This window comes from Flavobacterium sp. RSSB_23 (assembly GCF_051547145.1).
Classification (GTDB): Bacteria; Bacteroidota; Bacteroidia; order Flavobacteriales; family Flavobacteriaceae; genus Flavobacterium.
Map to the genome: position 1 here is coordinate 163039 of NZ_JBPTTO010000004.1, position 24037 is coordinate 187075.

15 protein-coding genes are annotated in these 24037 nt (G+C 35.4%); 8 read left to right on the top strand and 7 right to left on the bottom strand.

All coding sequences use genetic code 11. From position 1 onward, the window contains the following. Window positions 1–3: 3 nt before the first annotated feature. The 6 genes from ACSVH9_RS08890 to ACSVH9_RS08915 all read right to left on the bottom strand — a co-directional run bounded on the left by ACSVH9_RS08890 (window position 4) and on the right by ACSVH9_RS08915 (window position 8975). Entirely contained in the window at window positions 4–459 is a 456-nt protein-coding gene (locus tag ACSVH9_RS08890; RefSeq protein ID WP_159685961.1) for a hypothetical protein, read from the bottom strand. A 5-nt stretch (window positions 460–464) separates the two neighbouring features. Continuing rightward, window positions 465–3449, bottom strand: a complete 2985-nt coding sequence (locus tag ACSVH9_RS08895) for a glycoside hydrolase family 2 protein (RefSeq protein ID WP_438063418.1) — start codon at window positions 3447–3449, stop codon at window positions 465–467. A 142-nt stretch (window positions 3450–3591) separates the two neighbouring features. After that, on the bottom strand, window positions 3592–4278 hold the full coding sequence (locus ACSVH9_RS08900) for a carbohydrate-binding protein (protein WP_438063419.1): 687 nt from the start codon (window positions 4276–4278) through the stop codon (window positions 3592–3594). Continuing rightward, a complete protein-coding gene (locus ACSVH9_RS08905) occupies window positions 4265–4903 on the bottom strand; it encodes a hypothetical protein (protein ID WP_438063420.1) in 639 nt (212 codons plus the stop codon). The genes ACSVH9_RS08900 and ACSVH9_RS08905 overlap by 14 nt, the downstream gene beginning before the upstream one ends. Window positions 4904–4914: 11 nt before the next feature. Then, window positions 4915–7899 carry a glycosyl hydrolase 2 galactose-binding domain-containing protein gene (locus tag ACSVH9_RS08910; RefSeq protein WP_438063421.1) on the bottom strand — a complete coding sequence of 995 codons (2985 nt, stop codon included), beginning with the start codon at window positions 7897–7899 and terminating at the stop codon, window positions 4915–4917. A 203-nt stretch (window positions 7900–8102) separates the two neighbouring features. Beyond that, a complete protein-coding gene (locus tag ACSVH9_RS08915) occupies window positions 8103–8975 on the bottom strand; it encodes an AraC family transcriptional regulator (protein ID WP_438063422.1) in 873 nt (290 codons plus the stop codon). Between the two features lie 506 nt (window positions 8976–9481). Here ACSVH9_RS08915 and ACSVH9_RS08920 point away from each other — a divergent pair. The 8 genes from ACSVH9_RS08920 (at window position 9482) to ACSVH9_RS08955 (ending at window position 22928) form a co-directional block, all read left to right on the top strand. After that, a complete protein-coding gene (locus ACSVH9_RS08920; protein ID WP_438063423.1) occupies window positions 9482–12538 on the top strand; it encodes a SusC/RagA family TonB-linked outer membrane protein in 3057 nt (1018 codons plus the stop codon). 21 nt (window positions 12539–12559) lie between these two features. Beyond that, window positions 12560–14239, top strand: coding sequence for a RagB/SusD family nutrient uptake outer membrane protein (locus tag ACSVH9_RS08925; protein ID WP_438063424.1), 1680 nt, complete (start codon window positions 12560–12562; stop codon window positions 14237–14239). 105 nt (window positions 14240–14344) lie between these two features. Then, window positions 14345–15994 carry an IPT/TIG domain-containing protein gene (locus ACSVH9_RS08930; RefSeq protein WP_438063425.1) on the top strand — a complete coding sequence of 550 codons (1650 nt, stop codon included), beginning with the start codon at window positions 14345–14347 and terminating at the stop codon, window positions 15992–15994. Window positions 15995–16141: 147 nt separating this feature from the next. After that, entirely contained in the window at window positions 16142–17812 is a 1671-nt protein-coding gene (locus ACSVH9_RS08935) for a glycosyl hydrolase (protein WP_438063426.1), read from the top strand. Window positions 17813–17964: 152 nt separating this feature from the next. Further along, complete coding sequence (locus ACSVH9_RS08940; protein WP_438063427.1) at window positions 17965–19107, top strand: glycoside hydrolase family 26 protein; 1143 nt, start codon at window positions 17965–17967, stop codon at window positions 19105–19107. A gap of 30 nt (window positions 19108–19137) precedes the next feature. Then, complete coding sequence (locus tag ACSVH9_RS08945) at window positions 19138–20523, top strand: MFS transporter (RefSeq protein ID WP_438063428.1); 1386 nt, start codon at window positions 19138–19140, stop codon at window positions 20521–20523. A gap of 28 nt (window positions 20524–20551) precedes the next feature. Continuing rightward, window positions 20552–21739 (top strand): glycoside hydrolase family 130 protein, encoded by a 1188-nt coding sequence (locus tag ACSVH9_RS08950; RefSeq protein ID WP_438063429.1) that lies wholly within the window; start codon window positions 20552–20554, stop codon window positions 21737–21739. 4 nt (window positions 21740–21743) lie between these two features. Beyond that, window positions 21744–22928 carry an AGE family epimerase/isomerase gene (locus tag ACSVH9_RS08955; protein WP_438063430.1) on the top strand — a complete coding sequence of 395 codons (1185 nt, stop codon included), beginning with the start codon at window positions 21744–21746 and terminating at the stop codon, window positions 22926–22928. Window positions 22929–23005: 77 nt separating this feature from the next. On the opposite strand, the gene ACSVH9_RS08960 is transcribed toward ACSVH9_RS08955, so the two are convergent. After that, complete coding sequence (locus ACSVH9_RS08960; protein ID WP_438063431.1) at window positions 23006–23962, bottom strand: aldo/keto reductase; 957 nt, start codon at window positions 23960–23962, stop codon at window positions 23006–23008. Between the last annotated feature and the right edge of the window lie 75 nt (window positions 23963–24037).

Sequence of the window (24037 nt, forward strand, 5' to 3'; positions counted from 1 at the left end):
ATTTTAAGCATGATTTTTAACATCAACAATTGCTATAGCTCTTTTTACGATTTCTAAGTCATTACATCCTCGAAATCCACTAAACCCTATTGACAGCTTCGTCCCATCAGAAAGTTCAATTGGTTGTCCTCCTTCCCATCCAAAAAGATCGGGTTTATTGATTCCAAACTTTTCTTCTGAAAATTCTTCATTATAAAGGCGTCTTTCATACTCACCAGTTTTCATTCCTGTAATCCAAACTTGACTGCATTTGAGCCATGCATTTTTAAAAAATTGACGTCCGATAATCTTATCATTCCCCCAAATATTTCCGTATACCAATCCCGATTCATCTTGAACACAAACTGCTACGTTTCCATTGGCAAAGGCATCAAGTGGGTTGACAGCGTACTCAGGAATGAGTTCATTTATTACATCAAAAAAATGACGGATAAATGTGTTTAATTCATTTTTGTTCATAATTTCTATTTCTTTTGTACCTCCACCATTGTTTTCTTGTTAGAGGAGTAGGTTTTATATTCAATTTTGATATCATTTAAAGTATAATCATTATCCACTTTCACTGAAAGTATTTTGGTTTCACCGGGTAGCATTGTAACATAATTATCCGACCATAAACTAGGCAATAACTCCACATTAGACTGCTTGCCAACTACTTTAAAAGCTGCTAAAACTGCTACTGAATTTCCGCTATTTTTCACTGTAACAGTAATGGTTCGATTTGCATCAAATGCCGACTCAGCCTTTACTTCAAGAGTAGGTTCTGGAATTACATTTAAAGATGTAAAATCATTATTCTCTTGAAGCCAATAGATATTATCAGCTATACCTTTTCCTGTTGCTGAAAAGGCTTCCAATTTTAAAAAGGAAACTTCTTTTGAAGGAGGAATTACAATTCCAGTGTTCGTAGCGCTATCAGGCAAAACGTTGAGCGTCTTTTCTGCCTCAAAAAATGGAATTCCAGTAGCAGAAACAAGGGTCGCTTTCACTTTAATATTGGATTCAGAAGTAGAAAGCAATGAAATAAAATCGACTGACATAGTGGCTTTATTTAACTGTACATGTACTTTTTCACTGGCTTTTTTTGCGCCATAATATCCTGCATGTGACTGCAAATACCAATCATAAATTTGCCATGTTAAACTTGGCCAACTTGAATTCGATTTCCATAAAAGTACGCCACTTGCCGTATCCCATAATTGACGGTTAATAGACTCAATACTTGCCTTATACACCTCATAATTTACCAATTGACATTTTCGAATATAAGCTTCCACCCCATTTTCTGTAGTTGCCTCGACACTGCCATAATACTTTCTTACCATATCATCATAGCTCGTAAACTTTCGGCTATCCTCACCTGGCCAGTTATTAGCATCATGGTACGCCCACACCCCATCAATAGGGAATCGTTCAGCTGCAAAATCGTTGGTGGTTGTTGGAATAAAATAAGCAATACTCTCATATTCTGGGACGCCACTTGGGCCAATCTCACTCGAGAATCCTTTCAATTTTGGATGTGTAAAATAGTCTTTTGGTTCTAGCGTATGATAAGGTCCTCCTCCGTGTAAACCATCGCCATCAGATTGCTTTAAATAATGACGAGAATCTCCTGCATCGTATTTTTTTAGAATGGTATTTACCAATACCTCTTCTCTTGGATTCACGCCCTCATTTCCACCACACCAAATGATTAAAGAAGGATGATTTCTGAGTTTTTTTACAATTTCAATTGATGCTTTTGTAAACAAAGACAATTCCGGTTGATACCCTGGTGTATTTTTATAAGTGCCCCAAAAATCATTTAAAAAATCTTGCCACATTAAAATGCCATGTTTATCTGCAGCATCAAACAAAGCCTGTGGTGGCACTCCTGTAGGTCCCCAAACGCGCAACATGTTAAGATTTGCATTAGCGGTTAGCAAAATCTCTTGTTCATAACGAGAATGATTCCAATTCAGCATCATATCCATCACCCAATTACCTCCTTTTGGATATATTTTGCGTCCGTTAATTTTGTATACCCGTTCTGCCTGACTTATATAAGTTTCCACTTGACGAATCCCGAAGGATGTTGATTGTTCCGATACAACATTTCCGTTTTCAACTAACTTTACATTGGCGGTGTAGAGATTTGGTTTTCCATATCCTGCAGGCCACCAAAGATTAGGATTTGAAATGGTTAACAGCTTGCTCACATTTTTATCAATGAGAATTTCCTTTGCCTCTAAAGCTTTAATTGAATAGGGCACATTAACTGAAAAAACACTCCCATTTTCAAAAGTGACACTAGCATTTACAACACCTTTTTTTTCTTCATTCGAATAATTTTGAATCATTGTGGTGATTGCAATATCTGCAAAAGAAGTATCGGGTAGGTTTAATTTTGAGCTTACATATAAATCACTCAATTCTACGTTTGATGTTGACGAAAGGAACACATCCTCTGTAATCCCCATATCTCTATCACGAATTGCTGGTTGCCAATCCCAACCCATTACATCCCATTTGGTATAATCTCTACTAATGACTCCATCTGCCATATTCTGACCAGGGTCTGAAAGCGGAGCTAGTGGTTCAATGGCTGGTTTTCCTGTATGGTCCGGAGGATAAATCGAAACCGCAAGAACATTCTTCCCTTTAGCTTTTAAATATTTAGAAACATTAATTTTAAAAGAACGTTCCATTCCTACAATAGCGTCTTTATCGCCTATTTTCACTCCATTTAACCAAATCTCCGCACGATAATTAATTTCGCTAATATTCAACCACCAAATTTTGTTTTTCAACTGTTTTGGAGATTCAAACTCTGTTCTATACCAATAGGGTTGAATCCAAGGGTTTTTATTGGGAATATGACTATAACGCAACAAATCGTACTCACGATTGTAGTCGTCATTAGCATCAGGTATTAGCATATTGTTCTTGGCGATATACGGATTGGGATACAATCCATTGCGAACCAATGCCGTTAAAACGGTTGCGGGAAGTGTTGTCTCAGACCATTTTTTTGTGTCAAGATTAGGTGACGCTATTGTTCTTCCATCAGCCCCAACTTCTTGTGAAGATTTTACTTTCCAATTGTATCGTAACAGCACATTACCTTCATTTATTCTTGCCAACGGTTTATCATCGATGGTGAAATTGCCTGTTTTGCTTGTTATGTTCCCTGATTTAGTGATGGCTACAACTTTCCAAACGTGTTTTCCAAACGAAAGAGGAAATGGTACCGTTGAATTACGGCTACCTTCTACACTCTCCATCTTTATATTATCAATGTAAATATCGTATTTTGAAGCTGCAATTTGATTCCAAACTAAGGTTGGTCTATTGTTTTTAAACCTTGCGTTGTTCTCAGGTGCAAGCAATTTCAAGCTTTGACCATAGCCTAAAGAGTAAAGCATAAGTAGCAAAAACGCCAGAAGATAGGTCTTAAAATGTTGTTTCATGTATTCAAAATTTATTTGTTAGTGGTCATATTATGCTATGCTTCGCCAATTCGCTTCGCTCGGATTACCTTTAACTGATAGGTGTTTGTTTGCAACAAAGCCGTTATTAGTGGCGATTTCATAAAATTTTTTATTTAAAAAATTATTTAAATTCCTCAACGAGCAAAAAATCAAGATACGCCCAGTTTGCTCCACGGTTATACTTAAACGTAATCAAATGCTGACCCGCTTTTTCAAATATTATTTCACCTACAGTAGCTTGATCCCAGTAATGCCAATTTCCGGTACTTACAGGTAATTTTAGTTTTGTTTTTGGCACACCATCTACCCATAATTCAGCTGCATTATCATCATTGCTATAGACGGTAATAATTCTATACTTACCTGCTTTCAATACATCTACAGTATAATTTGTCCATTCGCCATCCTCTTCCCATCCTATGTACAATTGATTTACCTTAGGATCTACTTTGTTAGGATGATTAAAATCTGCCCAATCTTTGGTGTAGGATATGTCAACTCCTTCCTTTTCGCGAAAAAAAGCCACGTAAGGAGTAATCCCTGGACGATGGTGACCATTGGTGTGGTTTAAAACCGCACCATCATTGGTTACGGTAGTATCGTGATAAGCAACTCCTTCTCCGCCATCATCAAAAAAAGCCAATTCCATTCTACCCGGAATTGTTTGCATTGAAAAAGAAGAAATCCCATCTATAAACGGTTTCCCTTTGTAATTCAGCGGTACTTGAGCCAAAAGAGGAAAACAAGTAGCCCATAGTATCATCACTATACAACAAGACTTTATATTCCAAAAATTATTCATTGCCATTAGGTTCAAAATTTGAAATCATTAAATTATCAAAGTCAGCATCAATACTACCTGCCGTTTTTCCCTTTCCTTTGCGCAAGCCTACTTCAAAACAACGAACTTCGGTGGTTTTAAAATCAGGTTGATTGCCTCCTTCTTTCCCCCATTTTTCATAGCTAAGCTTTGAGAGATTGTATTTGTAAAAGGTCCATTTATTGGAGGTTATTAGCGTCATGTCCTTACATCCCCATTTGCCTTTATGATTAGCACTTAATACCATTGGATGCACGTATAGTGAATCTTTGCTGTTTACTCTACACCAAAAAGATAACCAAATTGTACTACCCAATGATTTTCTATAGGGTTCCATTTTTGGATTTCTCAAGGAATCAATTTTAAGATCGGTAAACCAAGTATACTGGTCTTCTTCCCCAGAATAAGGCCATTGAACCTTTAAAAAGGCTCCAGAATCAACTGGTTTTACATCTTTACCACCAACTCTGAATTCAAACTTGACTTTATCATTATAGCGCCACCATTCTTTAGTACTGGGTCTATCGTCATAATTTAAAAGAATCGATTTTTCTTTTTTAATAAAAGAAAACGATAAGATTGCAAGGAGAAAAAAGAACATTACTCGTTTCATATTGTACCTATTTAATTTATTTGTGCTTTATCCACATTCCACCCTTCATATTGAAAATGGATCGTATCTTTTGAGTAAGCCTCAATAGGAATTTTCACTTCGATAATTTTGGAAGCTCCAGGAGTAAGTGATACATAATTATCATTACACCATAATGGTAAAACTCGCTCGCCACTTTTGTTATAATGGCCCATAAGACGAATCATCAAGGCTACTTGGTCGCTAGTGTTTTTCAATGCAACCTTAACATTTACTTCATTTTTGGATTTTACAGTAGTTATAGAAGCCGATATTTTTGCTTTGTTAATGGACTCCAAAGCTTGATAATTCATATAATCTGTTCCTCGCCAATAAAAATTATCCGACAACAAATCGCCATTTTTAGTAAACCATTCCACCTTAATGAATTGTATAGGAGTACTCGAAGCTGTAAAATCTATTTTTTCAATATCAATTACAGCATTGGAAGGGCAATCCAACTGTTTTACAATTTTAGTAACTTGTTTTCCATTTAAATCAAAAACCTGAATAACAGCAAGACTTTGGCTAACCTCCTTGAATGTATTATTGACAATTTGAACTTTTTCATTATCGGCACGCCATAGGATATGAAGGGGTTCCCCAGCTTTTTTGAAAGCATAATAAGCTGCCGTTGCATCAAAATAATAATCATAGGTTTGGCAAATTAACGATGGCCAAGCGGGATGTGACATCCAAACCAATACTCCTGGTCCACGATTACTTTGCCAACTCTCAAACATTGCTTTTGGTCCTTCCATATTGAGCATTTGAGCTTTTTTACTAAAGTCTTTGGCATCTTTAGGCAAACCATAGCTTTTAATCAGATCATCATAAAAAATAGTAACTCGTGGTTGTGTCCAATCATGCAGTCCCCACAAATCATTAATTGGCCAAACTTTATCCTTTGGCATCATAGCCACCAAACTTTCATAATTTGGAGGAGCAACAATTCCTTGTTCGCTATGAAAAGTCGTTCCTCGTTCTGTAAAATACCATTTCGAATCTTTGGTTTCATAAGGTCCTAAACCTGTTACTGGTGAATGGGCAGAACTAGACAAATAAAATCGTGTTGGATCTAGTGTAGCTGTGGCAACAGTCATTGCTGAATCGAGAACTGCTGGGGGATAGCCTTCGTTCCTACCACACCATAAAGCAATAGAAGGATGATTGCGAAGTCTCAAAATTTTGTCCTCAACTGTAGAAATAAATAAGTCATTATCTATTGGATGAGGGCCATCTACAGGGTTGGCAAGCCAAAAATCATCCCAAACCAATATTCCATATTTATCACAAGCAGTATAAAATTCGTCGTGTCCTACACTACCAATCCAGTTACGAATCATGTTCATGTTCATATCTTTATGCAATCTAACACGAGTGTCATATCCTATACTGTCGCATTGCAACATGGATTCCGCCATACCCCAGTTTCCCCCTTTTACAATAATAGGCTTTCCATTTACCGAAATCCTAAGATTATTGTTATCGATTGTATAAGAGAAATGTCTGATTCCAAATTCAATTTTTTTCTTATCCGATAAATTGCCTTGTGTATAAAACTCCAGTTGGCATTGATATAGTGGTTGCTCTCCGTAACCATTGGGCCACCATAACTTAGGGTTTTTAATTCTGAGAGCACTTATTTGATCCGAACTAAGCTTTACTATTTTCTTTTCATTGGGTAAAAGTGTCACTGGCCATTCAAACTTTTGCCCATCAATAACCCCACGCAAAACACCTGTAACTTCTTGATTTTTAAAATTATTTAGTTGGCATTCTACTTTTAGATTTGCTAAAGTAGTATCAGGTAAGTTGAGCGAAGAGCTTACAAATGGGTTTTCAATAAGTACATCATCTGTGAAATTCAAAAAAACATCATTCCATATCCCTATGTTTCGACCACGAATGGTTGGCATCCAATTCCATCCAATGCTAGCTAAAATTGCAGGGCTATCCAATCCTATACTACCACCATTACCATCAGGGTCCTTCAAATGCTGTTCTGTAACCTCACCTGGATTGTCATTTTTATGGATTAGAACTGCAATACCATTGGATTTTCCAAATTGAACAAATGAGGTCACTTCAAATACTGTGCGTTTGTAAACGCCTTGAGATTTACCTAAAAAGTGTCCATTAAAATATATATCCCCTTTCCAGTTTATACCATTGAAGTTTAACCAAATTCGTTTATTTTTTTTAGCTTCAGAGACAACAAACTTGGTTTGATACCAAAAATTAGAAGTGAAAAAACTTTCAGAAATCATCAATTGTTGATTGGAATAATTGGGATCTGGTACAGCGCCATTTGCAATATAATTAGACAAAACAGTTCCAGGCACAGTTGCCGAAATCCATCCATTAGGCACAAAAGAAGCTTTCGAGATTTCTTCCCCTTTTTTGTTTACAAATGCAGAATGCTGAATAAACCAATTCCTTCCGTTTAAGGATAAATCACCTTTGACTTCGTATTTTAGTTCAGGAGGAAGAACCAGTGGTAATACCTTACCATACACCTCCAATTCTGCTATTTCGAAATAATCATTTTCATTAATAGCTTCACATTGAATTTTAACAAATCTGCAATTGGTTTTTGCAATAGAAAATATACTCTCATCGTTGCTCGAACTAGCTTTTGCAGTTACTTTTTTCCAGTTTACGGGTGAAGACGGATTGCCTTCTGATGAAAGTTCGACACTATACAATGAGCCCTTTTTAGCACCCCATTTTACAATAATTTTAGAAACAGAAGTTACACCGCCTAGATCTACATAAATCCAGGATACTTTTTCTTTTTTACTTCTCCAAAAAGTAGAAAGGTGTCCATCAGTTGCAAGATGAGCAACATTGTTATAATCACTCGCATTAGATTGATAGCAGGCTCGATGTAATGCAATATTCTTTAAATTATCTGCAAAAACAGCCGTTGATAGAAAAAATACTATATAGAAGTATAAAGACGATTTGAAATTCATGAATTGTAATTTATAGAGATTCATTTTTGAGACATACTAAAATGAATACCAAAATTACCACATGAATCTATTTTTAATTAATAGTATTATGGCTAAAAAATATACTATATTATCATTTTTTAACCTAAAAAAAAATGCTATTAATTATAATACCTATTTTTAAATACAATAAATACAAATTGTAAATAACTACAAACAATAGATTAAAATATTTTTTTTGACCCTACAAATTTATTCCTAAACTCAGTTGGCGTACAATTTTTGCTCTTTTTAAAAATTCTATTAAAATTGGATATATTATTAAAGCCACAGTCAAAACAAATCTCATAGACACTTTCATTTGTTTCGATAAGTTTTCTGGTTGCAACACCCAATCGTAGTTCGTTTACAAATTCAACAAAAGTCTTACCTGTTTGCTGTTTGATTAATCTACTAAAAGAAACAACGGTCATATTTACCATCTCAGCAGCTTCTTCTAAACGAATTACATCGGAATAATTTGATTTTATGTGATTAAATATTTTTTCAATTTTCACACTTTTAAAAGAATCCGAATGTTCCTTAAAGGAGTTACTTGCCAAAAGTTGTTGGTTTTTTGAAATAGCCATTTCATAAAGCAGCGATTGAAAGTTTAAGAAATTTTCAAATGGATTGGTGCCATTGAGAGAAGATAACTTTGACTCTAATTTTATAGTCGTTTCCGTTGAAAATAAAATTCCTCTTTCAGATGCTTCAAACATCCTTTTGATAGGTTCAAGAATATTTTTATTCAGCAATAAAGTATCAAATAAATTTTCTGGAAATTGAATTGTGATTTCATGAGTGATTTCATTAAGATCTTTTTTATAATCCTCCCACCCGTGATATAAATTTGGACCAACCATTACCAATTCATAAGTACCAATTTCATCGACATGATCACCCACTGTACGCTTTACACCTTTAGCATTATAAATAAAATTAATTTCATACTCAGGATGAAAATGAATGGGAAAGTCAAAGCTATTTTTCGATCTTTCAAATACCAAAAAACAATCTTGTTGGTTTAATGGCGTTATTTCTCTGTGAATATCCATGTAATATAAATTTTATAAAAAAGCGTATAAATTGACAATATAGTACACTTTTGATAAACAAATATAGCATATTATGAATAATGAAATTAAAATTTAAAAAAAAGGAGCGAAAATAAATTTCAATACATTGATTTACAACAGTTTAAACAAAATACAAAGAAAAACTAAAATTATAAAACAGAGCAAATCTGTTAAATTTATATGTACAAGCAATCAAATCACTTTTAAATATCACAATTTATTTAGGTGTTTTTTTCAAAAATTCATTTTTTTGAATATCAAATATTATGCATATATTAATTATCATATTCAAGATAACTGCTAAAAGTAAAAATTGTATTAGTTTTTGAAATAAAAATATTAGACAACTCAATTACAATATTCTACTTTTGATTTATTAGTTTTTAAAACTATACAATCACTTTATAAACCATTTTTTATTAACCAATAAAGCACATAATTACAACAAGAAGTAGTTATTACTTTTGACTTAACCAATTTTTATTATGAAAAAAAAACTTAGAATTATTTTACTGTTTTTTTTAATTGTTTTGTCTTGGGAATCCTTTGCTCAAGTAAAAACAATAAGTGGGACAGTAACTGACGGAAGCAATGTTCCTCTACCAGGAGTATCTGTAACAATTAATGGTTCAAAAAACGGAACCATCTCAGATTATGATGGAAGTTTTAGTATCAGAGTTACTAACGAACAAGACGTATTGGTTTTCTCCTATAACGGATACAAAACTCAGAAAGTTACAGTTGGAAACAAGAGTTCAATAAAGATAGCCCTTGTAACAGAGATTACTGAATTACACGATGTTGTTGTTGTAGGTTATGGAACAATTAAGAAAAGTGATGTTACAGGTAGTGTTGGAAAAGTAAATGTAACAGATATTCAAAAAGTAACTTCTATAGATGCTGCTAGAGCACTTCAAGGCCGTGTAGCTGGAGTAAATGTACTTTCCAATTCAGGTAGTCCAGGATCAGGTGTAAGTATCCGTATTCGTGGTATTGGTACTATTAACAATTCGGACCCACTTTATGTAGTTGACGGTTTCCCAATGGGAGATATTAGTCACATTGCACCTGCAGACATTGAAACTATGGAAGTCTTAAAAGATGCCTCTGCAACAGCAATTTATGGCTCTAGAGGTGCAAATGGTGTAATACTTATCAAAACACGAACAGGCTCAAAGAGTAGCAAAGTAGAGGTTTTGGCAACCGCTCTTACTGGTGTTTCTGTTGCAAATAAATTTTTAGATCTTGCTGATGCAACAGAATTTGCAAATGCACGTAAATCAATTGGGCTAGATGACGACATCATTAACTATGTTCTTGACCAACAAGCTGCTGGAAATTATTTAAAAGGAACAGACTGGCAAAAAGTAATTTATCGTCAAGCGCTTAATACGCGTTTTAATGTTGGAATTTCTGGTAATAAAGATTCTTATTCATTTGATCATGGTTTTACAACATCACATGAAGAAGGTATTGTTAAAGGAACTAAACTTGACAAATTGATGTTCCATTCCAATAACAACATAAAATTGACAGATAAGATAAAACTTGGTTTAAACTTCAACTATGTTCATTTTGAAAGACCTGGAGAAAGAAATGATTTCTATAGTGGTACAATTCCTGGCGCTTTACGTTCTGACCCTATCTCCGTGCCTTTCGATAGCTATACCAATTTCTTTGGTGAAATTTATTATTCACAAGCTGCAACAAATCCAGCTTTAGCGATTCATCTTGCAGGAAAAGAAAAAAATATCGGGAACCGATATATGGGTAACTTCTACTTCCAAGTCGATGATTTGTTCACAGAAGGCTTGTCATTCCGAACTCAGTTTGGGTCAATTATGGATTATAACGAGACAAAAACATACAGTCCACAGTATTTCATTACTCCTACTCAAAGAAATGAGATTTCATCACTTTATCAAAGTAGAGGACAAGGTTTGAATTGGGTGTTTACTAACTATTTTTCATACAATAAAAAAATTGACAAGTTAAACATCAATTCAACTTTAGGTACAGAGATGCAAGCCAATAAATACTCTGATATTTGGGCTAGAGGTTACAATGTTCCAGAAACAGCTTCTCTTCAATATCTTGGAGCACACAAAGATGCTGTCTTATTTGGGCTTGGTGGAGGACAAAGCGAAAACAGATTACAGTCCTTTTATGCACGTGGTAATTTTTCATGGGATAATAAATACGTAATAACTGCAACTGTTAGAGCTGATGGTAGTTCAAAATTCATGCCTAATCAACGTTGGGGAACCTTCCCTTCTTTTGCTGCAAGCTGGAACATTCACAAAGAAAAATTCATGTCAAATTTAGAGACTACTCTTCCAACATTAAAACTACGCGCTGGTTGGGGACAAGTGGGTAACCAAGGAAGTGCTGGAAATTTTGATTTCGTTTCAAGTGTAAATGGTGGTTATAATTATACTTTTAATGGAATTCCAGTAGAAGGTGCTGTACAACAACAACTGGCGAATACAGAGTTAACTTGGGAGAGTTCAGAGCAATTTAACGTTGGACTGGATTTTGGATTATTCGACAATAGTCTTAAAGGAACTTTTGATTACTTTATCAGAAACACGAATGATATGATTCTTTCTAAACCAATTCCTACCTATGCTGGAAAAAGAAGACCAGCTGTAAATGCTGGTACAATGCAAAATAAAGGATTTGAATTTAGTTTAAATTACGCTAATAATAAAAACGATTTCAAATATGATGTTGGTCTAAATCTAGCGATAATCAGAAATGAAATAACAAGTTTAGCAGGTGGAGACCCTATCCGTAGCGGTGGTGTTGGAAGATTAGGTAATACTACAAAAACAGAAGTTGGTAGAGAAATCGCTTATTTTTATGGGTACCAAACCGACGGTCTTTTTAAAACGCAAGCCCAGCTAGATGCTCACCAAAATAACAATGTGCCTATTCAGCCTAATGCAGGTCTAGGAGACGTAAAATTTGTTGACAGAAATGGTGATGGTGCAATTACAGAACTTGATATGACGTATTTAGGTAGTGCAAGTCCAGATTTAACTGGTGGACTTAATATCAACTTATCTTACAAAGGAATTGATATGGTAATGTTTTTCGTAGGTTCTTATGGAAATGAAATTGTAAATTCAATGCGTCAAACGTTATACAACTCTAGAATGTTCGAAACAAACATCAGTAGAGATATGGCAGTAAACTCTTGGACACCTAACAATCCAAATTCAAATATTCCTCGATTAAATGCGGCGGATTTAAATAAAAATACTGAGAATTTTTCCGATTTATATGTTGAAGATGGTTCTTATATTCGTTTAAAAAACATACAGTTAGGATATACAATTCCTGAAACAAGTTCTAAAAAAATTGGTGTTAAAAGCTTAAGATTCTACACAACTATCGACAACTTGTTAACCTTTACCAAGTATACTGGTCTTGATCCAGAATTATTTGGACTATATGGAAATCCATTCTATTATGGAATTGACATGGTAAATTACCCACAACCAACCACTTATTCATTTGGTGTAAATATTAATTTTTAATAAAAGCAAAAACTGATAGTTATGAAAAAAGCAAAATACATTATCCTAATTACAGTCTCAATACTAGGTTTTTGGAGTTGCTCAGACTTCCTAGATCTTGAGCCACAAGGAGCAGAAAATAGTGCCAACTTTTTTGACAGTCAAGAAAATGGGGTACGTGCAATAATAGGTCTTTATGATATGCTCCAACTAGATGAAGGAGCAGGGCCTGATGGACAATGGATGGGACATCACCACGATTTTTTCTTAAGTGATATCCGTTCTGATGATGCTGAAAAAGGCAGTAACGATGGAGACTATGTTGCAATGTGGGAAATGTTAGACTTCACAATGACTCCTCAAATTGGTTTTGCAAGTGATTTTTGGATTCATGGTTTTTGGGGCGTTTCACGTGCTAACTTCGCACTTGACAACCTTCCTAACGTAAGTTGGAATCCAGCGGTTCGCGACAGATTAATTGGAGAAGCTTCTTTTATGAGAGCCTATTTCTACTGGTATCTAGTTCGTACTTATGGTGGTGTACCACTATTTACAACCTCTGTTAAACCATCTGATTTTGGTAAAATAAAACGTGCTAGTTTAAACGAATGTTACACTCAAATTGCTGCCGATTTAACAAAAGCCATCGATTTATTACCTGAAAAAGGTGCAATTCCATTGGCAGAAGCAGGAAGAGTAAGCAAAGGAGCTGCTAGAGCTTTATTAGCTCGTATCTATATGTATCAAATTGGTACAGATAAAGACAGTAAGATTACTTGGCAACAAGTGTACGATCAAACCAATGCAGTAATAAACTCAGGGGAATACTCTCTAGTGCCAAACTATGCTACATTATGGGAAACAGAAAGTAAAAACAATGCAGAATCAGTATTCGAAATTCAATTTGGAGTTGGAGCAAGTGATTTAGCACCAGGTTCAATTGGAACAAATTTCTATAACTTTCAAGGAAACAGAAAAGACGATTCTGGTTGGGGTTTCAACAATCCAACACCAGATTTAGTTGAAGCTTATAATGTTTCTGTTACCAACGACCCTCGACTATCTTGCGTTGTTTATGGCGAAAGTTTTAACAACGGAATTTTATATGGTGTTAAAAGAAAATACGATCGCAATGAACAAGGATCAGATTGGCTTAATAGAAAAGCAGCACTTCCTGTAAAACCAGCACTTGCTAAAGCGGGTGACAGAAACATAAAAATTATTCGTTATGCTGATGTTTTATTAATGCACGCTGAGGCTGCTTGGTACTTAAGTAGATTCAGCGAAGCTACCTCTAAACTAAATATGGTTAGAAATAGAGCAAGAAACAGTACCTATTGCAAAGGATATGCTGAAGGCAAAATGGATTATAGCGCAGCTCCAACATCTGTAAACCTTCCAGATATTAACTCAACAGGTAATCAACTCTTAGCGGATATTTGGAAAGAGAGACGTTTAGAGTTAGCTATGGAACAAATTCGCTTTTATGACCTAGTTAGAACAGGAAGATATTTTAATGTGATTGACAATGAAAAAAATATTCGTCGTGCTCCAGGAAGTAATTACGGATTAGGTGTTAAAGCCTACAAACAATTCCCAAATATAAAAGCAAGCGGAATAGCGAAATCAATTGATGGGCCTAATGGTAATAAAGTACCTCTATTACCAATCCCACAAACAGAAGCTCAAGCATGGAATCTTGACCAAAACACAGGATATTAACAACTAAATTATAGGATACTAAGTATGTTGCTCTAAAATGAGCCATAAAAAACGACCATAAATTGCAATATACTAGTCTCCTATAAACAAAAAACCAAATTTTATATGAAAAAGAATATAATTAAAACCGCATTGATTGCCTTTGTTGCTGTACTGTTGTACAATTGCGAAGATGTGGCATTCTCAGACGATTCCGATATTAATTTACCTGCTTCAACAATCACAGAAATATCAAATGAAACACCATTTGTTGGGACAGAAATTATTTTAAAAGGAACAAACTTAAATTACGTAACCAATGTTTCAGTAGGTGCTAGTGAATTTAAAATCATAAAACAAAGCGCTGACAACATGACTGTTGAGGTTCCTCGACAAATAGAAAGTGGTCCAATAACTCTTTTTAATAAGTACAAAAGAAAATTTGAATCCATTCAAATCATTAAACCTCAATTTTATCCAGCTAAAGTAATTACTTGGCCAGTTAATATTCAAAAAGGAAAACCTTTTTTAATGATAGGTGAGAATTTAGATTTGATAAAAGAAGTTAAAGTCAATGGTAAAGTTGTTGCCTTATTTGGTGCAGCAAGCCCTCAAAAAGTTTCTTACTCTTCAGCAGGAGTTGAAATGGAAATTGGCGAGTTTGCTACTATTGAAGTTACCCCTAAAACAGGAGAAAAACAAACCTCTCCAGCAATTCTAGTGGTTAAACCGGTTAACACTTATACACCAAAACAAACATTAATGATTAGCGATTTTGATGCTCCATTCAATGCGGTTAATGGTGATGCTTCAAGTCCATTTACTCATACAACAATAGCTGGAGAATACGGCAAAGCCTTAGAAGTTAAAGCTGCGTCAGCAAACGGATGGAATGGTGTTTATTTGAAAGTAGAAAATGACAATGGTGGTAAAGGATATGATTTATCTGCATACAATAAACCTCACATTACATTCTTAGTGAATACAGCTGGTGGTCAAGGTTATGTACAACCTATTATTACTGCAGGTGGAAAAACTGAAGACCGACACTTTACAGGTGCATTCGGATATGGTGATGATTATAAAATCAATACTACAAATTGGGAATGGCGTTCTTATGACCTTGAAAAAATGGGATTCCCAGTAGTAAAAGGCAAATTGGATAAAATTGGAATTCAATTCCGTGGTGGTAATGTCAATGGAACTCCTTTCTATATTGCAGTTGACCAAGTAATGATTACAGACGGACCTTTAAACCCAACCATAGCTTGGAATTGCGAAACGCCAGCTGGATCTACTTGGAATATTTTGCCAAATTCAAGCAGCTTACAAGGATACAATCAAGGTTCTAACTATGCTAGTTTAACTGGAGTTTCTCAAGGATGGGATAATAAATTAGGACAAGCATCATGGGATGTAAAAGCACTTGATCCAGCAGTTTATGCCAATGGAATTTGGATTAACTTCCTTTTAAATACAGGAAACAAAGAAGGATATTTCCAATTTGACTTTGGTCAAGGTTGGATGCATTTTACAAAATCGCAAGGGTATGGCGATGATTATAAATTTGTTCCAACAAACAACAAATGGGTTTGGCGATCCATCAAACTTACCCCAGGCGAAGGTGATTTGAGCAAATTTGATCCAACCAAAGCCTTTACAATGGGAATCCAATTATATGGTGGAAACCTTGCTAAAGGAACTGCAATGGAAGTAAATGTAGACTCATTTATTTTTACAACTGCGCCTTTAGATCCAAACTTAGTAACAGATTAGTATTGTCCACCTAAATTGACATTTTTAGGTATTAGTTTCATATTTTGTTTTTGTTTGAATGGTTTTTTAATTAAACAGGGTGGGTAACACACCCTGTTTAATCAAAAACATGTCGAGTAAAATACTTTAAGTCATAAAATAAATCAAATGAAAAAAATTTTTAAAATATTTATCTTGACAGTACTAGTGTCTTCTTGCTCTAGTAACGAACCCACTGTAGAAAGTGACAAGAAATTACTTTCTTTCAGTATCGTTGAACTAACCAACACTCCTTTTACTATAAATAGCGATAATTCAATTACTGCAAATGTCCCTTCAGGAACAAGTTTAAACAACTTAACGGCTAAATTTGAATTGCCTTCTGAAACTAGTCTATACGTTGGGTCTACGCTACAAATATCTGGTCAAACCAAAAATAATTTTACGCTACCTGTACAATACGATTTAAATTTTAAAGGAGAAAAAAATAAAAAGTATACCGTTACCATCAATTCATTCCCAAATAATTTGCCTGTTGCAATGGCTGGTGATGACAAATACATTATTCTTCCAAAAGGAACAAATACTGCAACAGTAACATTGGATGGCTCAAAATCGTCCGATTCCGAAGCAGCTCTTGTTGCTTATGAATGGAAAAATGGAAACACTATACTTGGCACCACTCCTTCGCTATCAACAAACTTAAACCTTGGAATTCATACCATAGTTTTAAAAGTGACTGACACTAGTGGTGATACAGCGACAGATACAATAACAATAAGTGTTACGCAACAAGGAGTTTATACCCCTATCGACAATAATGCAACTCAAGAAACTAAAAACCTGTTTACAAACATTGCATCAATTGCAAATAGTGACAAATTCATTTTTGGGCAAGAATTCCCTTTATCTTTTCAATTAAAAAGTCTTGATTTTGACTTAAACACCTCTGACTGTAAAGACATTACCGGAGATCACCCAGGCGTTTATGGAATTGACCCACATTACATGCTTTATAAAACTGCATCACAAAAACAACTTCACATTGATGAAGCCAAACATGCCTATTCTAATGGATCAATTGTAACCTTTGATTTTCATCAACAAAGCAAAAGTGATCACAAAATATATTTTAATGATATTACAACAAGTACAGACAAAAGTCTAATGTTTGATATTGTAAACAATAGAAACAATGCAAGAGATTGGTTTTATAAAGAACTAGATCAAGTACTTAACATTATCAATAATGATTTAGGATTTCCTATCGTTTATAGACCTTTTCATGAAATGGATGGAAATTGGTTCTGGTGGGGTACACAAGCTACCAATCACAGCCCACAACTGTACATCGATTTTTATAGATTGACCGTAGACTATATGAGAAATAAATCAAATTTGATTTTATTCGGTTGGACTCCTAATGAGAAAATAAATAGCAGTTACTATCCAGGTGATGACTATGTAGACCTTGTAGGCATTGATGCATATAGCCAGAATGTGACAAAACTAAAAAACAACCTTATTGATTTAACCAAATTCGCAACTACCCACAATAAAGTAGCCATCTTATCTGAAACTGGAAAAGGAAATTATGTAAACGACGCTCCAACATTCTGGACATCAACTATTTTAAAAGCGATTCAAGACGGTGGAAGCGACATTAGAATAGCTTGGGCTCTAGCATGGTTTAATGCACCTTGGGATTCTAATCAAAGTAATTTATTTATTCCAAATAGTAGTTCATCAACAGAGGTGAAAGATGACTTTAAGAAGTTTTACAATAGCGAAACAACTTTATTTCAGAATGAAGTAAAAGCGCTAAAAGTTTACAATTAAACGGAAGCAATTTCCTATTTGCAAACTAAAATTAAAAGCTCCTATTACATAAAAAATGATTATATAGATTACCAAGAAATATTTTTTAAAAGACCTCATTTTTAAGTATTCTAATATACAAAACATTGCTTGCCATCGCTAAAACCAAATAAATGCAAACCATAAAAATAAAAAGACTATTTCTCGTTTTTTCCTTTGGGATAACCATCTTCAGTTATGCTCAGAAAAGTGCTTCTACCCCATTGCTCGTAGATAAAAAAGCTACTCCTGAGACGCAAAAGTTATACAAAAACTTACAAGCCTTGACACAAAAAGGTATTCTTTTTGGACACCAAGATGACCTAGCCTATGGCGTGAAATGGAGATACGAAGAAGGTCGTAGCGATGTAAAAGATGTAACAAATGATTATCCAGCAGTATATGGATGGGATTTGGCAGGACTCGAAAAAAAATCTGATAAGAATATAGACGGAGTTCCTTTCGACAAAATGAAACAATACATTATTGAAGGTCATTCTCGTGGAGGTGTTATAACCGTAAGTTGGCATTGTGACAATCCATTGACAGGAGGTCCTGTATCGGATACCACTCCAAATTCATTAGCAGCTGCATTACCAAATGGTACAAGTCATGAAAAATACAAATCTTGGCTAAATGAAATTGCAACATTTTTTAGTGCTCTAAAAGACAAAAACGGGAAACCAATTCCTGTTTTATTTCGCCCTTTTCATGAACTAAACGGAAGCTGGTTTTGGTGGGGGAAAAACAACGCAACTTCTGAAGATTTGATTGCACTATGGCGATTTACTTTTGACTATTTACAAAGCAAAGGCGTTCATAATTTAATTTACCTATATAACACTGATAGGTTTAAAACTAGAGAAGAATACTTAGCATCGTATCCAGGAGCTGATTATGTAGACATGTTGACTTTCGACACCTACCATAGTTATCCTCCAACTGCTGAGGCATTTATAGAGAATTGTCAACGGCAACTCAAAATTGTAAGTACCCTTGCAAAGGAACAGAATAAAATCATGGCTTTTGCTGAAACGGGATTCGAGGCAATTCCTTATGATAAATGGTGGACCGACACTTTGATGAAAGCTATTGGTGACTATAAAATTTCTTATGTCCTATTATGGAGAAACCAAGGTTGGCAGGAAAAAGAACAAAAGATGCATTACTACACCCCTTTTAAAGGACATCCAAGCGAAAAAGATTTTGTTGACTTTTACAATTTGAAACAAACTTTATTTGGACGTGATGCTGCAAAGGCTAAACTTTACAAATAACAAAAAATAACAATTAAGTTTTATTTACAAATGCACGAAAAAATAAGTTTAAAAGAAAAAATAGGTTACGGACTTGGCGATGCTGCCTCTTCTATGTTTTGGAAAATATTCAGCATGTACCTATTGTTTTTCTATACGGATGTGTTTGGTCTAGCACCGGCAGTAGTAGGAACCATGTTTTTAATCACTAGAATTTGGGATTCTTGCTTTGACCCCATCGTAGGAATTCTTGCAGATAGAACAACATCAAAATGGGGAAAATTCAGACCCTATTTATTATGGACGGCCATACCCTTTGCTATAATTGGAGTACTAACTTTTTACACACCAGATTTTGACGAAAAAGGCAAAATCATTTACGCTTACGTAACCTACTCTTTAATGATGATGGTGTATTCTGTAATCAATGTGCCTTATGCCTCTTTACTTGGCGTTTTATCCTCTGATAGAAAAGAAAGAACTACCCTTTCTTCGTACCGAATGGTATTTGCCTTTGGCGGAAGCTTACTGGCGCTTTGGCTCATTGAACCTTTAGTTAATTATTTTGGTGGAAACCTGAATTCAAAATCGGGTTGGTTGATAACAATTGCTGTTTTTGGAGTAATTACGACCATTTTCTTCTGGGCCTGCTTTTTTTGGACCAAAGAAAGAGTACAACCCATCTCTGACGAAAAATCGAACCTGAAAGAAGACTTGAACGATTTACTGAAAAATCGTCCATGGTGGATTCTGCTTGGTGCGGGTATTGGCGCCTTAATCTTCAATTCGATTAGAGACGGAGCTGCGGTTTACTATTTCAAATACTATGTAAGTAGCACCATTAATTTTGATTTTACGCTTTTTGGCACCGATTTTCATATGACGCCTACTTCGATATACTTGGTTTTAGGCCAAGCTGCCAATATCATTGGAGTAATCATTGCTACCCCAATTGCCAATAGATTGGGTAAGAAAAACACCTTTTTAGGGGCAATGTTTCTAGCAGCCATCTTTAGTTTGATTTTTTACCTTTTCAAAAACAATGAAATCTATTGGATATTAAGTTTTCAAGTATTAATAAGCATTTGCGCAGGCTGTATCTTCCCTTTAATTTGGTCGATGTATGCTGATAGTGCTGATTATTCTGAATGGAAACAAGGCCGAAGAGCAACTGGATTAGTCTTTTCTGCTTCTTCTATGTCGCAAAAATTTGGCTGGACAATTGGAGGCGCAGGAACTGGATGGTTGTTAGGTTATTATGGCTTTCAAGCGAATGTAGCACAAACCGCCGATACTCAAAACGGCATCCAACTTATGCTAAGTGTACTACCAGCAATAGCTGCAGCAATATCCGTCATTTTCATTTTCTTTTATCCTCTTAACGAAGAAAAATTACAAATTATAGAAGACGAACTCAACAATAAAAGAGAACAATAAAATAAATTTTGAACTAGCATTTTATAGCATGATTACATCTGAAAACAACATAGTAGCCTATCGATTAGAGAACTTGAAAAAAGAATTTCAAGCGCTAATTGAGAAAAAAAACGAACCAGTAAATACCCCTGGAAACGGAATATACACCCGTTATAAAAACCCAATAATAACAGCCGCTCATACACCCCTTGAATGGCGTTATGACTTTGACCCAAACACCAATCCATTACTTTTGGAACGCATTGGCATTAATGCTACATTCAATGCTGGCGCCATAAAATGGAACAACAAATACATCACTGTGGTGCGTGTTGAAGGTGTAGACAGAAAATCTTTTTTTGCTATCGCCGAAAGCCCAAATGGAGTGGATAATTTTAAGTTTTGGGACAAGCCTTGTGTGATTCCTCAAACCGAAGAACCAGATACCAACGTATACGATATGCGTTTAATTGCACACGAAGACGGCTGGATTTATGGCATCTTTTGTACCGAACGCAAAGACCCTAAAGCCCCTGCAGGCGACACTAGTATGGCTATTGCTAATGCTGGAATTGTTCGTACCAAAGATTTAGTGAATTGGGAACGACTGCCGGACTTAATCTCTAAAACTGGACAACAACGTAATGTAGTTTTACACCCTGAATTTGTTGATGGAAAATATGCTTTATACACTCGTCCTCAAGATGGCTTCATAGATGTTGGTAACGGAGGTGGTATCGGTTTGGGTTATGTAGAAGAAATGACCAATCCAGTAGTAAAAGAAGAACAAATCATTTACGGAAAACAATACCACACCGTTTATGAGCTAAAAAACGGTTTAGGCCCCGCTCCTATCAAAACTGAAAAAGGATGGTTGCATTTGGCACATGGTGTTCGTAATACGGCTGCTGGCCTTCGTTACACTCTTTATATGTTCATGACCGATTTGAATGATATTTCGAAAGTAACACACTATCCCGCAGGACATTTTATGGCTCCAGAAGGTGCAGAAAGAGTGGGCGATGTATCGAATGTATTGTTCTCAAACGGTTGGATTGCTGATGAAGATGGAACTGTTTATATCTATTACGCTTCATCGGATACGCGCATGCATGTAGCTGTTTCAAGTATTGAGCAATTAGTTGACTATGTTACCAACACACCAGAAGACACGTTTACTTCTGCAGGTTCCGTGCAAACCATCATCAAACAAGTAGAGAAAAATAAATCAATCTAGAACAGTGACAACCGAATTAAAAAATCTAAAAATAGAGTTACGATTAGAACTCCAAAATATTCTCGAGTATTGGATGACCCATACAATCGATAACAAAAACGGAGGGTTTATCGGTCAAATTGATTTTGAAAACAATAGAAATGACGATGCTGATAAAGGAGCTGTCCTAAATGCCCGAATTCTTTGGGCATTTTCGGCGGCTTATCATTTATCTAAAAACGAAGACCATAAAAACACCGCTACAAGAGCTTTTGAATACATCAAGAACTACTTTCTTGACCCTGAATATGGTGGAATATTTTGGAGCCTGAATTTTGATGGTACTCCAAAAGATACCAAAAATCAAATTTATGCCTTAGGTTTTGTAATCTACGGAATGGCTGAATACTACTCGATTTCGAATAATGAAGAAGCATTAGCCATTGCCATTCAGCTTTATAAAAAAATAGAAACCTATAGCTTTGACCCAATAAACAAAGGTTATTTAGAAGCCTTTACTCGTGACTGGCAATTAATTGATGACCTGCGCTTGAGCGACAAAGATGCCAACGAAAAGAAAACGATGAACACGCATTTACACATCGTAGAAGGGTACGCCAATTTGTATAAAGTTTGGAAAGACGAAACGCTTCGCCAAACGATAATCGAACTTTTAACCACCATCGAAATTCATTTCATCAATACTGAAAATGGTCATTTGCGTTTGTTTTTTGATGAAAACTGGATAGAAAAACCGGATGTCTTTTCTTATGGTCACGATATTGAAGCTGCTTGGTTATTGCTACAATGCGCCGAAATAACTGGTGATACTACTTTGATTGCTAACTATAAAAAACATGCAATACAAATCGCCGAAGTGACCAAAGAGGGCATCGATACTGACGGAGGGCTATGGTACGAATACAATCCTAAAACACAAAAATTAATAGCCGAAAAACATTCATGGCCACAAGCCGAATTGATGATTGGCTATTACAATGCATGGCAACTTTCTGGAAAACAAGAATACTCAGACATCGTTTTAAAAAATTGGTCTTTTATCAAAAAACATATCATTGACCATCAAAATGGAGAATGGTTTTGGGGCGTAAATAGCGATTATTCTACTATGCAGAAGGACAAAGCGGGTTTCTGGAAATGTCCTTACCACAACAGCCGCGCTTGTATAGAACTCATTCACAGAATCTAAATTTCTTTGTAATTATGACTAGAAAAAAATACCCCAAAAAGAGTCTCAGTCTCTTTTTGGGGTATTGCTTTTTAGTACTACCTCAAAACCATCTCAATAGCCTTCAATTCATCAGCTGAAAAAGACAGCGAATTCAGACTATCGAGATTATTATTCAATTGCCCCACAGAACTCGCTCCAATCAACACCGAAGTAATCCTGCTGTCTTTGAGCAACCAAGCCAAAGCCATTTGTGCCAAGGATTGATTTCGCTCTTTTGCTATTTCGTTCAATCGAATGATTTTCTGGATACGTTCCTCCGAAACTTCTGTTTCTTGTAAATGTCCATTGGGATTGTGAGCACGGGAATTCTCTGGAATACCTTTCAAATATTTATCTGTCAAAAGACCTTGTGCCAAAGGCGAAAAAGCAATACAACCCACACCCTTTTCTTCGAGAACGTTTAGCAATCCTTCTTCGGGAGTTCTTACAAACATCGAATATTTTGCTTGATGAATCAAACAAGGAGTGCCTAATCGCTTCAAAATTTCTGTAGCCTCTCTGGTTTGTTCTGGATTGTAATTTGAAATGCCAGCATACAAAGCTTTCCCACTTCGAACAGCAAAATCCAACGCCATCATCGTTTCTTCTAAAGGAGTTTCTGGATCAAAACGATGCGAATAAAAAATATCCACATAGTCCACATTCATTCGCTTCAAACTCTGATCCAAACTCGATAACAGGTATTTTCGTGATCCCCAATCGCCATAAGGACCTTCCCACATAGTGTAGCCCGCTTTGGTAGAAATTACAATTTGATCTCTTAGATTTCCTTGAAAATTATTCTTTAGTATCTGACCAAAATTCGTCTCTGCCGAACCTGGAACCGGCCCGTAATTGTTGGCCAAATCAAAATGAGTTATCCCTCGATCAAAAGCAGTTTTGGCGATACTTTCAGCATTTTCAAAAGAATCCACCGAACCGAAGTTGTGCCATAGTCCCAAAGAAATTTGCGGTAATAACAAACCACTTTTTCCACATCTATTGTATTGCATAATCCTGATTTAAATTGAATTAAATATAAAACACGAATTTCACGAATTTACACTAATTAATTGATGCAAACTCGT